Source organism: Persicobacter diffluens (assembly GCF_036244895.1).
GTDB lineage: Bacteria > Bacteroidota > Bacteroidia > Cytophagales > Cyclobacteriaceae > Persicobacter > Persicobacter diffluens.
The window spans coordinates 505,726-521,014 of the sequence record NZ_BQKE01000001.1; the positions used below are offsets into that span (position 1 = coordinate 505,726).

Genomic DNA, 15,289 nt, shown 5'->3' on the forward strand with positions numbered 1-15,289 from the left:
TCAAATAAAAAAGGCCTTCCGGATTGGGAAGGCCTTTTTTCTGAAGTAATTGGTTTTAAAAGGGTGAAGAGGAATCCTCTTCTTTTTCTTTTTGCTCAATTTTGCTCGCTATGAAATAGTAGGTTAATAGTCCTAAGCCACCTCCAATAATCATCAGGAAGATATTAACCGGAGACTGGAGGAAATCGGAGAAATCCTGTCCGCCCTGAATAAAGAAGCCAATAATTCCCCCCAGGCCTACGCCCAAAGCCAATAAGGCATTTTTGAGGGAGCTAAAACGATTTTTTCTTTCAGGTCCTTTCATCAGGTCTGTGGGATCCATTCCCTTCTCAATCATGGCTAAACGTTCCCGATTCCGAGCGGTGGTCAGGATATAAACGATGCCAAAAACCATCAAAAAAGCGGAAAGCGGGACTAAAATTGGAATTAATAAAGGACTCATAGCTTTAAATTTAAATGTTGTTTTGCTGTTTTTCGCCCTTTTGATGCCAGCTAGTTAAGGATGGTTACAAAAATTTCTTTTTTTTTTTCAGTAGCCTGATGAAGGAGTTAACCCCAATTATTTAACGATAAATTCATTAAATAAGCCCAAGTGACTTATTTTCAATTAAATGTGATTTATTTTCTTTGATTAAAAATGGCCCAAATGTGGGCAAGCTTGCTTTCTCCTCATTCCTCTGTATCGTTGGGAAAAACTCGAAATAGGAAACTACTTCTTCATTTTTTCCGCCTTACAGCTAAACGAGGATTTAAGCATAAATAATTCGGCTTAATATGGTCAATCCGGGTTGGGGAAATTTTTTCAAGAAAAATGCTTAACTTCTGTAACCGCAGCTTCTGAAAGCGCATCCAATGGACAGATGTTGAATACTGATACTGAAAACACCATATTGAACCAAATACGGCAGGGAAACTATAGCCGGGCTACGCTTTTGATTGATCATCATAAAGAGATGGTGTATCAAATCTGCTATCGGATTTTATTGAATCAGGCCGATGCAGAAGAAGCAGCTCAGGATAGTTTTTTGAAAGCCTTTGAAGCCCTGGATCAGTTTCGGGGGGAGGCTAAGTTTTCCACCTGGCTTTACCGTATTGCTTATAATATGGCCCTGGGTAAAAACAGGCAAAATTCCCGTCGGTCCGTATGGGAATGGGTGACGGATCAATTGCCGGATCGGCAACAGGGTCCTGATGCCGCTGAGATTATGGAGCAGGAAGACCGAAAGGAGCAGGTTCATGCGGCGATCAACCAGCTGCCGGAAGAGGAAAGGGTGATTATTTCCCTATATTATTTGGAGGAAATGAGTACAAAGGAAATTGCCGAGGTGGTGAATATTAAGCCGAATCTGGTGAAGGTGAGATTACACCGGAGCCGGAAAAAGCTGGAAGAAAAATTGTCCAATCGAAAAAGTATGTTTGCCTTATGAGCGAGTTAGATAATAGAAAAGACTGGGAAAAGGATTTAATATCAGGCTTGAAATCTACTCCACGATTATCTTCTGATTTTAGTCAGCGGGTTTTGCATAAAATGCAGCATCCTGCTATTGTCGTGCCGATGAAGCATTATAGCCCACTGATATCAAAGCGTATTTGGGTGTTGTTACTGGTCTTGGTGGTAGCCCTTGGACTGGCTGTGTTGATGATGGCACCTGCTCAATCAGTATCCACTGCGGCAGATAGCTTTTGGATGAATTGGGCCTTGGAGATGAGTGCCCTCTATCAAAGCCAGGACATAATCATGGGGGCTTTTTTATTAGCTTTGAGTGGTTTAGTATTGAGCTTGATGGACCAGCAGTTCAAGAAAATATTTAGGTCAATGAGCATTTAAGCCAAAATATTTGCCGCTGGATTATCTAAAGAAGAACTAATCGCTCAATTTTTTATTTGTTTTGAGTGGTTTTACTGATAGTTAAATCGCCCGAATTGGGGTGAGCTTGCTTGCTCCTCATTTCGTCAGCTTCCCTGGAATAAACTTGAAATAGGAAAAACTCCTACATTTTTTTCGTCCTGGGCTAAGTGAGGATTTAAACATCAATAATCCGGCATAAACTTGAATAATTGAGCTAAACGAAATAATTGGTAAAAAAAATAAAGCCTGTCTACTCGGACAGGCTTTATTTTTATCTTCAATTATCGGTTGTTTTTTTGCCATTCGGCAAATTCCTTGGCGTGATAGGTCAGGATAATATCTGCTCCGGCACGCTTCATGGATAATAAGGTCTCCAGCATAATGCGTTCACCGTCTAACCAGCCTTTTTCTGCCGCCGCTTTGACCATGGCATATTCGCCACTGACATTATAACATGAGATCGGAATATCGAAGTTATCTTTTAAGGTGCGAATAACATCCAAATAAGCCAATGCCGGTTTCACCATTAGGAAATCCGCCCCTTCCTGAAAATCCAGTTCTCCTTCCAGAATCGCTTCCTTACGATTGGCCGGATCCATTTGGTAGGTTTTTTTATCTCCGAATTTTGGTGCAGAATCCAAAGCATCACGGAAAGGACCGTAATAGGCAGAAGCATATTTGGCCGTATAAGACATGATGCTGGTGTTGGTGAATCCTGCTGCATCCAAAGCCGCACGAATATGCGCCACACGGCCATCCATCATATCTGAGGGGCCAATGATATCCGCTCCGGCTTGTGCTTGCACCACGGCCATTTTACCTAAAACCTCCAGGGTCTCATCATTCAGGATTTGTCCATTTTCAACAATGCCATCGTGTCCGTCCGAAGAATAAGGGTCCATGGCTACGTCAGTCATCAGGCAGCATTCCGGAAATCGCGCTTTAATTCCGGCCAGGGTCTGGATGTAAATACCTTCAGGATTTAATCCTTCCGTAGCCATCTTATCTTTTTTGTCCTCGGAAAGGGAAGGGAAAACATCAAAACTGCGAACGCCCAAATTCATGCATTCTTCAATTTCTTTGTACAACAGGTCTTGTGACCATCGGTAGATGCCGGGCATTGAAGCCACTTCTTCCTTTTTATTACTTCCTTCAATCAGGAAGAGGGGGAAAATAAGATCTGAAGTATTCACCTGCGTTTCCGCTACCATTTGGCGTACGGCATCCGACTTACGGTTTCTTCTTGGTCTACGAGATAAATCCATATTAACGTATTTTGTATTGGCTGCAATTTAAGGATTTCGTTGGATGGTTGGTGATAAAAAAAGCCGGAAATATTTCCGGCTTGAAATTTCTATTGACAAGTGATGGTGGGGTTGAGATTAGCGGCTGTAGCATCTGCTTCATTCACATTTTCATGGAAGAGACTGAAGCGGTCAATGGCAAAACCTTTTGATCGGCCGGAAATTTCCACGGTATAGATCCCGGCTTTTTCAAAAGTGGCAAATACCGCATGGGCATCGTTATCAGAGGTATTGGAAATCCATGCCCACTCATTCAGTTTATTGAGGTAGATCTTAAACCATCCCTCTTTTCCGGACCCATTTGGGTTAGGGGTTTTGCCAGAGTCTTTGGGGTAGACGTAAGAACCATTCTTGGCTTTATAGCCGAAGAAATCCGTGGCGTCTGCCATTCTCAGCCAGGCATCATTGGCGTCAGAACCGGAGTTTCCTTCGTTGATTCTACCCCGCCAAAGGAATCGATAGGTTCCGGGAGTGTTTACTTGAATCCGGTAGGTTAAAAGTCCATTTCCCGGATTATTGTAAGCCGTTTCACCTTCCCACTGCAAATAACCATTTCCTGTAAAATCAGGGCTTTCTGTTTTTAATCCCCATCCTTCCCCAATGGTAGTGTTTTCCATTTCAACAGTGATGATCCCATCTACTTCTTGGTAAATGTGTTCCGAAGGGTCGGTGCAAGGGCTGTTGATGTCATGATCATCTTCAGAAGAACAGGCGACAAACAGGGTGATCAGAAGAAGTAGACTTTTCCACCTTAATAATGAGGTGCATGATAATTTCATCTTTTTAAATTGAGTTAGGTTAATTGAAGGTTCGAATAAATAAAATATTATCAATAAATAGTAATGTCAGTGATTTTTATTTCTCTTTTTATAAGTAATCGTGAAGGTGTCTGTAGGGGGAGATTAAATTTACTGAGGATAGGTTTATGAAATAAATACCAACCATGCTTTAATTTACCAATTTTGGGTGTTGGTGGGGTTTGCTTGACTGTTAGGTGTGGGATAAAAAAAAGACCGGAAGCTCCGGTCTTTTTAAACGTTATAAAATATTATTAATAACTCTGGTCATCAATTTTGGTCTTGCCCTTATAAGTCCAATAAATAAGGGAAGTGTAAATTCCGACGAAAGGCATACCGAAAATGGCGACTTTAAACATGGTTTCCAGTGTATATTCCGAAGAGGCTGAATTGTAAATATTCAGGCTGTTGGCAGGATCATTGGCTACGACCAGGTTCGGGAATACACCCAAAGCGAAAAGCATGATCAGTGCCGCAATGGTACAAGAACTGGAAATAAAAGCCTGATGGTATTTCCCTTTTACAATGGTTCTCGGAATGTTCATGATGGACAAGACATTTAAGCCAATCACCAACCAGGCAAATACGGAGACAATGGTCTGGTAATCCTTGATCAGATGGTGTTGAGGGTTAGTGGCTGCTACTTTTCCAAAAGAGAAGTTAGCCAACATTTCCGGTTTTAAATAAAGAGTCATACCGGTGAGGACCACAAACAGGGTGACGAAAACGAAGTAAGCATTCATCGTGTAACGCTTCATATCGGCTTGTAATTTTCCCTCTGTTTTGATCAACAGGTAAACTCCACCATGCATGGTAAACATCACCAAATTGAAAACGCCCGTCATCAGGGTATATGGCGTAAACAAGGCCAGGAAAGTTCCATGGTATTCCTTGTCCGGGCCAATTTCAATGCCCATGATGATATTTCCAATCGCTACCCCAAAAACTACCGCAGCGATTACGGAACCGATAAAGAAGTTAAAGTCCCAGGTTTTACGCCAGGTGGTATTTTCTTCTTTGGAGCGGAACTCGATGGAGACCGCCCGGAATATCAGGGCGACCAGTACAAACATTAAAGCCAGATAAAATGAGGAGAAGGCGGTGGCGTAAACTTCCGGGAAAGCGGCGAAAAGGGCTCCTCCGGCAGTAATCAGCCAAACCTCATTCCCGTCCCATACCGGACCAATGGAGTTCAGCATGATTCTCCGGTCATGATCCGTCTTGGATAATAAATGCAAGGCGCCAACCCCTAAATCAAAGCCATCCAGAATGGCGTACCCAATCAATAGAATTCCTACTAACAGGTACCATACTACATGATAATCCATAGTGCAATAATTTGATATTTATTAATGAGCAGAGCCGCCTTACAGCCCTTTTAATCCTTCAATTTTCTTCCCTTTGTGAGAGTATCCCGCTTCTACACCGTGATCTTCCCCACCCGGTCCGTGTTTGATCTCACGATCTAAAACATACAACCAAACGAAGAATAGCAATGCGTAAACGATCATGAACATGATCAGGGAGGTCAATACTTCGGGAGCGGTAACACTCTTTGATACGGCATCCTTGGTTTTTAATAAACCGTACACCACCCACGGCTGTCGACCCATTTCAGCGGAGAACCAGCCCAATTGGTTGGCGATTACCGGTAGTACGACTGCAGCCACATAGCCTTTCATCAGCCAATCCTGGTTAAAGAGCTGCTTGCGGTAAAGCAGGAAGCAAGAGAATAAAGTCAAGCCGATGAGCAGCATACCGATGCCTACCATGATGTGATAGGTCTGGAATACCGCCGCCGCCTTTGGCCATTCCTCTTTCGGGAATTCATTTAGACCTTTTACGGGCGCATCCAGATCACCATGCGTCAGGAAGCTTAACATACCCGGGATGGCCAGGCCGACAGTTTCCTGCGTTTCCGGATCGGTAAATCCAAACAGGTAAAGCGGCGCTCTTTCCGTGGTTTCATAAAGGCCTTCATAAGCGGCTAATTTTGCCGGCTGATATTCTGCCACCTGCTCGGCATGGCTGTGCCCAATGGCTAACTGGCCCAAAGCCGCAATCGTAGAAACGATTAATGCAATGGTGAATGATTTTTTGGCGAATTCTTCATATTGCTTTTTCAAAATAAAGTAAGCCGAAACGGAAAGTACCAGAAATGCTCCCTGAAGGAATGCTCCTACGACCACGTGTTCAAAACGAAGCATGGCCGATGGGTTAAAGACCATACCCCAGAAGTCGGTAATTACCGCTCTGGTGACACCATCCAATGTTTCCAGTTTATAGGCGACCGGCGTCTGTTGCCAGGAGTTCGCAACCACAATCCAGAAAGCGGACATGGTAGATCCCAGGAATACCATTATGGTGGAGAACAAGTGCGTACGTTTGCTTACACGGTTCCAGCCAAAAAGGAGGATGGCTAAAAAGCCGGATTCCAGGAAGAAGGCAAAAATACCCTCTGCAGCCAAAGGAGAGCCAAAAATATCTCCTACAAAACGCGCATAAGTGGACCAGTTGGTACCAAATTCAAACTCCAGTACAATACCGGTGGCTACCCCGACGGAGAAGTTGGCGGCAAATACTTTAATCCAGAAACGAGTAATACGCTCCCATACTTCTTTGCCGGTGATCAGGTATAGGGATTCAAAAATGACCAATAAGAGGCCCATCCCAATACTGAAAGGAGGAAAAAGGTAATGGAAGGAAGCCGTGAAAGCGAATTGAAATCGCGATAGTAGTTCAACGTCCATAATTATGATTTATCTGTTTTTTGTTTTTTTCGGAATAGTTCGTCACGAAAATAGATCGTAAATGAACCAGCGCTGAAGAATAAGCCAAAGACCCATCGGAGGAACTTCTTCCAACCCATGCCCAAAACTTCCTCCGGCATGCCCGGAAGGTTGGCGAATAGATAGAAACAGAAGAAGCAAATCATCACCCAGGCAAATATGAGCTGGGCTGTATTATTTTTGGACGCTTTATTCATAGCATAAAGAAGTATTGATGGCGCGAAATTCGGCATTAGTCTGCTTGAAAGGTCATTTTTGAGACTGAATTTTGTATCAATTAAAATGATTTGCGCATAAGGTTTGTTGATGCCAAAAATCCATAGAATATGCCTTTAAATCAAAATTTAAAGGTTTTTTAATTTGATCGTTTGGGGAATTTTGAATTATCAAAGACTTTTTTGTTCGTCAATTATTAATAATCCTGTAGAATGCTGTAAAATTGATTTTTTTAAAAAAATGAGGCTTTTAGTAATTTAGAATAAAACGATAAATTAAAGATGAAAATAGGACTATTGTCAGACACTCATGGTTTTTTGGATGAGCGTGTGTTTGAGTATTTTAAGGATTGCGATGAGGTTTGGCATGCAGGCGATATCGGGGATTGGGAATTGCTGGAGCAGCTGGAGGGCTTTAAGCCCCTTCGGGCAGTTTATGGGAATATTGACGGCGGGAAATTACGGCAGGAATTACCCGAAGATTTATTTTTTGAGGTAGAAGGCCTGAAGGTCTGGATGACCCATATCGGTGGTTATCCCGGAAAATATGCAGCCAGAGTGAGAAATATATTAAAAAGTCAAGGGGTGCCGGATTTGTTTATTTGTGGGCATTCTCATATTCTGAAGGTGATGGCAGATCCAAAATTCGGGAATATGTTATGCATGAATCCGGGAGCGGCAGGTCGGCATGGCTTTCATAAAGTCCGGACTTTGCTGCGGTTTGAGGTAAATGCCGGGCGGCCGGAAAAGCTGGAGGTGATAGAATTGGGAGCGCGCTCAGCCCTGAAATAAAGGATAATAAAAAAGCAGCACCTTTGCGGGATGCTGCTTTTTAACAGAGATCAAAAACTGATCTTATGCTTCGAATTGTTTTTTCAATTCTTCTACATCAACTTTTTTGATAACAGGCTTCGCACATGCGTGAGCAATAGCTTTGTTAAGGTTTTTAGCAACCGCCTTGTTTCTTTTTCCTTTACGGACTAGTCTAGTAACTGCCATGTCTTTATTTATTATGATTTTATATGATTCTTACAAACGGACTGCAAATTTAAGGGATTGTCACTAAAAAACTAATTAACGCCCCAAAAAAAATCACAAAAACTTGAAAATCAACGGGCGTTGGAACGGAAAAAAGCGGTCATTCGCTTATTAATCGCTTCCCATTTTGTATTTTTGCACTCTAAAATTACGTGACATATTTTCAATAAGCATCAATGGCAGTACAAAAACCGTCCATACCTAAAGGAACCAGAGATTTCGGACCAGAAAAGATGGTTCGCAGAAATTATATTTTTTCGATCATCAGATCTGTTTTTGAACAATTCGGTTATATGCCGTTGGAGACTCCAACCATGGAAAACCTTTCCGTATTAACCGGAAAGTATGGTGATGAGGGAGACCAGCTGATATTTAAAATGCTGAATTCCGGTGATTATTTGAAGAAAACATCGGTGGCTGATTACGAAGCAGGATCGAAGACTTTACTTCCGAAAATTGCCGAGAAAGGCTTGCGTTATGACCTAACGGTACCCTTTGCCCGTTATGTGGTCATGAATCGAAATGATATTACTTTCCCTTTCAAGCGTTATCAGATTCAGCCGGTATGGCGTGCGGATCGTCCGCAGAAAGGTCGTTATAGAGAGTTCTTTCAGTGTGATGCGGATGTGGTGGGGACGGATAGCCTGATTTGTGAGGCGGAAATCATCCAGATGATCAATAAAGTATTCGCCGGTCTGAATATTACAGATTATTCCATCAAGATGAATAACCGTAAAATTCTAAGCGGTATTGTAGAGACCATTGGCGCCCCGGGGAAAGAGACGGATTTTTGTGTAGCGATTGATAAGCTGGATAAAATCGGGTTTGATAAGGTGTTGGAGGAATTGGCTGAACGCGGGTTCTCAGAAGATGCTGTGGAGCAGGCCAAGCCTATTTTGAAGATGGCCGGCAGCAATGAGGAACTTTTGGCAGAGAGCAAAGAGCTTTTGGCACTTTCTGCAGATGGTTCGAAAGGAGTAGAAGAACTGGAGGAAATCTTCACCTACCTGAAAAAGTTTGGGGTAGAAGATCACCATGTGGATTTTGATTTAACTTTGGCCCGTGGGCTTTCTTATTATACCGGAGCGATCTTCGAGGTTAAGGTGAATAATGTTTCCATTGGCTCGGTGAGTGGTGGTGGTCGCTATGATAACCTGACCGGCGTATTTGGCTTACCGGATGTACCTGGCGTTGGGTTCTCTTTTGGCGTGGATCGTATTTATGATGTGATGGAAGAGTTGGATTTGTTTCCAAAAGACAATTTGGTCACCACCCAGCTGATGATTGTGAACTTTGATGAGGAATCAGAAACGCATGGTTTGGGCTTGCTGGCACAATTCCGTGAGGCGGGAATTAAATCTGAGATTTTCCCTTCCTCAGCCAAGCTGAAAAAGCAGATGAACTATGCCAATAAGAAATCCATTCCATATGTATTGATGGTGGGCTCTGAGGAGATTGCCAATGGGGCTTATACTTTGAAGAATATGGAGAGTGGCGCGCAGGATAAGTTGAGTGTTGCGGAGATTATTGAAAGGCTGAAGTAAGTCATCTAAATCATAGCAAATAAAAAAGGCCTTCCGAATTCAAACGGCAGGCCTTTTTGTTATGCCTGTTTATTGTGCACTTATCTGCTCATGTAGAATTTTGATGCCCTCCTCAAAGCTGTGCGGCTCATAGCCCAAAATCTCTCTTGCTTTATTGATGTTAAAACCGGTTTTGGCGGGGCGCTTTGCCGTTTGCTGGAAAATACTGCCATCTACTTTCTCAATGTAGGACTTATCCAGTTGGAAATAATCGCAGGTCATCATGGCCATATCGTAAGGGGTCAGCAGGTCTTTTCCGGATATATTGAAAACACCTTCCGCTTGCTTTTCGGCAATCAACCAGCAGCCCATCGCTAAATCTTCTGCCAGGGTTGGCGTCCTCCATTGATCATCCACGATTTTCAGGTCTTTGCCCTGTTCTATGGAGTTTTTTACCCATAGGATGATGTTGGAACGGCTCATATCATGGGCAATGCCATAAACCAGAACGGTTCTGGCAATGGCCCAGCGGATGTTACTTTTCTGTAACAGCTCTTCCGCGGCCAATTTGCTCTCTCCATAATAGCTTAACGGATTGGCGGAAGCTTCTTCATCATAGGGACCATCGGCTCCGTCAAAAATGAAATCAGTAGAAAGATGCAGAAGGAAAGCATTGTTTGCTTCTGAAGCTTTAATCAGGTGTTCGACGGCATTCACATTTAAATCCCAGCAGGCTTCCTTTTCGGTTTCGCATTGGTCCACCTGTGTCATGGCCGCAGTATTGACAATCACATCAGGTTGATGAGTTTTAATGGTTTCCATTACCTCATTGGCATTGCAAATGTCCATGGTTACATAGGTAAAGGTATCCGGATTGGGCAGGCGGCTGTTCCCTTTACCAGTGGCGATGATTTCCACTTCCTTTTCAGCCAGTAGGCCTACCAGTTTTTGCCCTAGGAGACCATTAGCTCCGGTGATAAGTATTTTCATTTTTGTTGATATAGGTTCACAAAAAAAGCGTTTACCTTTAGATCCGTATGGCCTTGCGATTGGTTCTCTCGCAGCCTGGAAAAGATAAACGCCTTAATGTAAGAATTCTAGTGTTAGTTGGCTAAATCCGAATAGATTTTGATGCGCATCAATCGGATTTCGTCCTCAGCAAAGTCTTCGCCTAATTCGTCCAATGCCTCTTCAATATCGTCTGTTTCGGCCGCCATGAAATAATCTCTCAGCTCGTCCTGCATTTCCTCATCCATAATATCTTCTAAAAAATAGTCGATATTCAGTTTAGTGCCGGAAAAACAGATATGTTCCATTTCTTCCAATAGCTGGAAAAAATCCCAGTTTCGGCCTTCTGCCAACTCATCCAGATTCACCTTGCGGTCAATTTGTTGAATGATGAAGATTTTATCCTTGGAACGGTCACCAGCGGTTTTTACGGTAATCTCATCAGCAGTTTCAATGTCATTTTCACTAACATATTTATTGATGAGCTCGATGAATGGCTTTCCGAATTTAGCGGCCTTCCCTTGTCCGACGCCCTGAATTTGCAGTATGCCCTCCATGGTGCAGGGATAAGTTATGGCCATCTCTTCCAATGAAGGCTCAGAGAAAACGACATAAGGGGGAACCTTTTTCCGCTTGGCGACTTCTTTCCTCAAGGCCAATAGCTGCCCAAACAGCACCTTATCATAGGATTTGGTGGTAATGGCTGGCACCTCGTCTTCCTCCGGCATATTGCGGTAATCATGGCCTTTAGGAACCAATACCTCATGCGGATTTTCGATGAAGGCTTTTCCTGCATCGGTCATTTTCAGTACGCCATAATTATCAATATCCTTTTCCAGGAATTGGTTGATCATCGCCGCACGGAAAATGCTTTTCCAGTCCTCATCGGTATCTCCCTTTCCGAGTCCGTACACCTCCAGTTCATTGTGCTCATAGCTCATCACATACTGATTTTGTGAGCCTCGAACTACATTGACCAGGTGGTTAATGCCGAATCGTTCTTTGGTCAACAGGCAGGTTTTAAGCGCAATGACTATTTCTTTTTGAGCGTCAAAGCGTTCCTTTGGGTTCTTACAATTATCGCAGAAACCACAATCTTTCTCGCGGTGCTCTCCAAAATAATGGAGTAATTGCTTCCTTCGGCAAACGGCGGACTCCGAAAAGGAGGCGACTTCTTCCAAAAGCATTTTGGCGTTTTCGCGCTCTGTAACCGGCTTATCTTTATTGAATTTTTCCAGCTTGACAATGTCATTATAGCTGTAGAAAAGCAAACAGTGACCATTCAGTCCATCTCGGCCCGCCCGACCTGTTTCCTGATAGTAGCCTTCCAACGATTTTGGGGCATCATAGTGAATGACAAAGCGCACATCCGGCTTATCAATCCCCATGCCGAAGGCAATGGTGGCCACAATCACTTCCAGCTCTTCATTCAGGAAGTCGTCCTGGTTTTTCACCCGAAGCCCGGCTTCCAGTCCGGCATGATAAGGTGCCGCCTTTACGCCGTTTACCTTCAGGAGGTTGGCGACTTCTTCCACTTTCTTTCGGCTCAGGCAGTAGATAATGCCGGCCTGTCCCTTGCGGTCCAGGATGAATTTTATCAACTGCTTGTCAATATTTTTCTTGGGACGAACTTCGTAATACAGGTTTTCCCGATTAAAGGAAGACTTATAAAGTTTGGCATCTTCTAATCCCAGGTTGCGCTGAATATCCAGTTGTACCTTTGGAGTCGCCGTTGCAGTAAGGGCAATAATAGGCAGATCTCCAAACTGGGAAATGATCGAGCGGATTCTTCTGTACTCAGGGCGGAAATCATGTCCCCACTCCGAGATACAGTGTGCTTCATCAATGGCGACAAAAGAAATTTTGGCCTGTTTCAAAAACTCGACATTCTCCTCTTTTGTGAGGGATTCCGGCGCTACATAGAGGAGCTGTGCTTCTCCGGCCAATACTTTTTTCTTTACCCGGGTCATCTCGCCCTTGGTCAGGGTAGAGTTGAGCATGTAGGCGTCTATCCCCAATGCCCTTAGCTGATCTACCTGATTTTTCATCAGGGCAATCAATGGAGAAATGACAATTGCCGTCCCCTCCATCAGGAGTGCCGGTAACTGATAACACATGGATTTACCGGCCCCGGTAGGCATAATCACGAAGGTGTGATTCCCTGCCAGTAAATTTTCGATAATGGCTTCCTGGTTACCTCTGAATTGATCGTATCCAAAGACATCCTTTAATTTATCTGTTATTTTACTCAAGACCTTCTGCTGTTGTTCTGGTAAATAAATGGAAAGCACACCATGATGGGGGGAATCAATGTGCTGTCTATTTAATTTAATAAAAATTATTGTATTATTCTAATGAAATAGATCATTAGATCTTTGCCTAAAATGCGCTATTTTTACACTAGGCAGACTGACAGGTAGTTTGGAGAAAAATTTCCAATAGATTTGTGTAATCGACGTTGTACCTTGTCAGGATTAGTTAATTAATATATGAATTTACGTTTTCTGAACTTTCTACAAAAGGAGTTTATTTCTTTTTTAAGTGTTTAGACCATAAATTCGTATTGCGCAATTGAAATGACAAATTTCACAAATTAAAGAAAGGTTATAATAATAAAATAAATCGGGATGTATAGTGAGAATAATTTCGTGGTGATCATGGCTGGAGGTATTGGTAGCAGGCTTTGGCCCTTTAGCCGAACGGACCGTCCCAAGCAATTTATGGATGTTTTCGGCTTAGGGAAATCACTATTGCAGCAAACCTATCATCGATTTTTACCGATTTGCCCCCGAAAGAATATTTTTGTGGTGACCCATGAGGATTACCGTGAGCTGGTACAGGAACAATTGCCGGAAATCGGGCAGGATCAATTATTACTGGAACCTCATAGAAGAAATACGGCGGCCTGTATAGCTTATGCTTGTTATAAAATTGCATCAGCCTATCCAAATGCCCGCATCGTGGTTTCTCCTTCTGACCATGCGATTTTCAAGGAGGAGGCTTTTCATAACTGTATATTTACCGGTCTGGAATCGGTTATTGATCAGGATCGGTTGTTGACCATTGGTTTACGTCCGCATAAGGCGGAGACTTCTTATGGTTATTTACAATACCGGGATGGAGATGAAGCCACCATCAAAAAGGTAAAAACTTTCACGGAGAAGCCTTCTAAAGAAATGGCGGAGCTTTTTGTGGATAGTGGGGATTACGTTTGGAACTCAGGTATTTTTATCTGGAATGTGCAGGCGATTATCCGGGCATTGCGAAAGCATTTGCCAGATTTGGCAGATGTTTTTGAGGAAATGAAGGGAGATTATTTTTCCACTGCTGAAGGAAAGTCTCTGCAAAAAGCCTATTCTCATTGTAAGAATATTTCTATTGATTATGGATTGATGGAAAAGGCCGGAAATGTGGATGTGATTCTGGGTGATTTTGAGTGGACGGATTTAGGTTCTTTCCAGACCATTCATGAATTAAATCAGGAGAAAGAGGAAGGGAATACTGTTTTTGCCAATGCGATGCTCTTTGATGTCGAGGATTCCATGGTGGTCAGTGAAGATCCGGAGACGTTGGTAGTGGCGGAAGGGCTGGAGAACTATGTGGTGGCGGTCAGAGAAAAGTTAGTGGTGGTGGTGAAGAAAGGAAATGAGCGCAACTACAAAAAGATTTTCAAGGCGGTGAAAAATAAAACCGGCAAAGAGTATTTGTAAAATAGTTCAGGTAAAAAAAAGGGAAGCTCATTAGGCTTCCCTTTTTTTATTTTATTCCTTTTTGGCGAACGGCTTCATAAATAATGACGCCTGCCGCAACGGATACATTCAAAGATTCAATTTTTCCCAAAATCGGAATTTTGGCTTTTTCATCTGAGCGTTTCAAATACTCCGGAGAAACACCATCTTCCTCAGAACCCATTAAAATGGCAATCGGTTGATTGTAGTCCAACTCCGTATAAATTTGATCTGTCTTTTCTGTGGCCGCTACGACCTTGATACCACTTTCCTGTAAATACGTGATGGTGTCCTTCAGGTAATCCTGACGCGTTACCGGGATGATGTTTAATGCACCGGCTGAAGTTTTTACAGCATCCGCATTAATTTGCGCAGCTCCCTTGGAAGGAATAACGATGGCATCTATCCCTGCACATTCCGCTGTACGGCAAATGGCCCCGAAGTTGCGGACATCGGTCACACGGTCCAGCATCAGAATGAAAGGATCTTTTCCTTTAGCATAACACTCGCTGATAATATTGTCCAAAGACTGGTAGGTTACCGCAGAAAGGTAAGCAATAGCTCCCTGATGGTTTTTGCGGGTAATCCGGTTCAGTTTTTCAACCGGAACCTTGCTGATCGGAAGGCGAAATTCAATGGCAGTGTCTACCAACTCTTTCGTCAATTCGTTATTCAGCCCTTTTTGGATATACAGTCTGTCGATTTCTTTTCCAGCCCGAATGGCTTCGATAACGGCTCTTGTGCCAAAAATCATATCCGCCGTTTGCGGTTTTTTGCGGAAGTTTCCGCGGAACGTTCTTTCCATAAATCACTAGCTTTCTTTTGGAAGGTAAGCCTCTGCCTGCAAGAATAATGCAAAAATTCCCGGCTTGCCCTTCTCCGCTGCAAAGATAGCTGAATAGTTTTAGGAATTGTTCGCTGGCCCGGACTTTAAATAGGGAAATTACAAAAATGCCTTTGGGTACTAATGGGATTGAAGCGTTAAAGGGTAGGTAGCAAGCTCAGGCTTAAGCCGAATGATTCACCGCTAGCTTTTTC

Annotated in this window: 15 protein-coding genes; 5 read left to right on the top strand and 10 right to left on the bottom strand. The window is 43.1% G+C overall.

Annotated features, from left to right (window positions below; all coding sequences use genetic code 11):
• Positions 1 to 55 precede the first annotated feature (55 nt).
• Positions 56 to 442 carry a DUF6249 domain-containing protein gene (locus AAA970_RS02130; protein WP_053406008.1) on the bottom strand — a complete coding sequence of 129 codons (387 nt, stop codon included), beginning with the start codon at positions 440 to 442 and terminating at the stop codon, positions 56 to 58.
• 346 nt (positions 443 to 788) lie between these two features.
• Between AAA970_RS02130 and AAA970_RS02135 the strand changes: the two genes are divergently transcribed.
• On the top strand, positions 789 to 1,427 hold the full coding sequence (locus AAA970_RS02135; protein WP_338235801.1) for an RNA polymerase sigma factor: 639 nt from the start codon (positions 789 to 791) through the stop codon (positions 1,425 to 1,427).
• The gene (locus AAA970_RS02140) at positions 1,424 to 1,828 is read left to right on the top strand and encodes a hypothetical protein (protein ID WP_338235802.1); all 405 of its coding nucleotides are present in this window, start codon (positions 1,424 to 1,426) and stop codon (positions 1,826 to 1,828) included. Before AAA970_RS02135 ends, AAA970_RS02140 begins: the two co-directional genes overlap by 4 nt.
• A 302-nt stretch (positions 1,829 to 2,130) precedes the next feature.
• On the opposite strand, the gene hemB is transcribed toward AAA970_RS02140, so the two are convergent.
• The 5 genes from hemB to AAA970_RS02165 form a co-directional block, all read right to left on the bottom strand.
• Entirely contained in the window at positions 2,131 to 3,114 is a 984-nt protein-coding gene (gene hemB / locus AAA970_RS02145; RefSeq protein WP_053406005.1) for a porphobilinogen synthase, read from the bottom strand.
• 89 nt (positions 3,115 to 3,203) lie between these two features.
• A complete protein-coding gene (locus AAA970_RS02150) occupies positions 3,204 to 3,932 on the bottom strand; it encodes a hypothetical protein (RefSeq protein WP_338235803.1) in 729 nt (242 codons plus the stop codon).
• Positions 3,933 to 4,204: 272 nt separating this feature from the next.
• Positions 4,205 to 5,278, bottom strand: a complete 1,074-nt coding sequence (gene cydB, locus AAA970_RS02155) for a cytochrome d ubiquinol oxidase subunit II (RefSeq protein ID WP_053406003.1) — start codon at positions 5,276 to 5,278, stop codon at positions 4,205 to 4,207.
• A gap of 39 nt (positions 5,279 to 5,317) precedes the next feature.
• Positions 5,318 to 6,700, bottom strand: a complete 1,383-nt coding sequence (locus AAA970_RS02160) for a cytochrome ubiquinol oxidase subunit I (protein WP_053406002.1) — start codon at positions 6,698 to 6,700, stop codon at positions 5,318 to 5,320.
• A gap of 2 nt (positions 6,701 to 6,702) precedes the next feature.
• Positions 6,703 to 6,936 (bottom strand): hypothetical protein, encoded by a 234-nt coding sequence (locus AAA970_RS02165; protein WP_338235804.1) that lies wholly within the window; start codon positions 6,934 to 6,936, stop codon positions 6,703 to 6,705.
• Between the two features lie 300 nt (positions 6,937 to 7,236).
• On the opposite strand from AAA970_RS02165, the gene AAA970_RS02170 reads away from it, so the two are divergent.
• Positions 7,237 to 7,746 (top strand): metallophosphoesterase family protein, encoded by a 510-nt coding sequence (locus AAA970_RS02170; protein ID WP_338235805.1) that lies wholly within the window; start codon positions 7,237 to 7,239, stop codon positions 7,744 to 7,746.
• Positions 7,747 to 7,809: 63 nt separating this feature from the next.
• Here the strand turns inward: AAA970_RS02170 and AAA970_RS02175 are convergent, their stop codons facing one another.
• Positions 7,810 to 7,953 carry a hypothetical protein gene (locus AAA970_RS02175; RefSeq protein ID WP_172674377.1) on the bottom strand — a complete coding sequence of 48 codons (144 nt, stop codon included), beginning with the start codon at positions 7,951 to 7,953 and terminating at the stop codon, positions 7,810 to 7,812.
• Between the two features lie 215 nt (positions 7,954 to 8,168).
• Between AAA970_RS02175 and hisS the strand changes: the two genes are divergently transcribed.
• Positions 8,169 to 9,536, top strand: a complete 1,368-nt coding sequence (hisS, locus tag AAA970_RS02180; RefSeq protein WP_338235806.1) for a histidine--tRNA ligase — start codon at positions 8,169 to 8,171, stop codon at positions 9,534 to 9,536.
• Positions 9,537 to 9,605: 69 nt separating this feature from the next.
• Here hisS and AAA970_RS02185 read toward each other — a convergent pair whose 3' ends face one another.
• Entirely contained in the window at positions 9,606 to 10,505 is a 900-nt protein-coding gene (locus AAA970_RS02185; protein ID WP_338235807.1) for an SDR family oxidoreductase, read from the bottom strand.
• A gap of 113 nt (positions 10,506 to 10,618) precedes the next feature.
• Positions 10,619 to 12,814 (bottom strand): DNA helicase RecQ, encoded by a 2,196-nt coding sequence (recQ, locus tag AAA970_RS02190; RefSeq protein WP_338235808.1) that lies wholly within the window; start codon positions 12,812 to 12,814, stop codon positions 10,619 to 10,621.
• Between the two features lie 336 nt (positions 12,815 to 13,150).
• Here recQ and AAA970_RS02195 point away from each other — a divergent pair, with 336 nt between their 5' ends.
• On the top strand, positions 13,151 to 14,233 hold the full coding sequence (locus AAA970_RS02195) for a mannose-1-phosphate guanylyltransferase (protein WP_338235809.1): 1,083 nt from the start codon (positions 13,151 to 13,153) through the stop codon (positions 14,231 to 14,233).
• 46 nt (positions 14,234 to 14,279) lie between these two features.
• On the opposite strand, the gene rlmB is transcribed toward AAA970_RS02195, so the two are convergent.
• Positions 14,280 to 15,056 (bottom strand): 23S rRNA (guanosine(2251)-2'-O)-methyltransferase RlmB, encoded by a 777-nt coding sequence (gene rlmB, locus AAA970_RS02200; RefSeq protein WP_338235810.1) that lies wholly within the window; start codon positions 15,054 to 15,056, stop codon positions 14,280 to 14,282.
• Between the last annotated feature and the right edge of the window lie 233 nt (positions 15,057 to 15,289).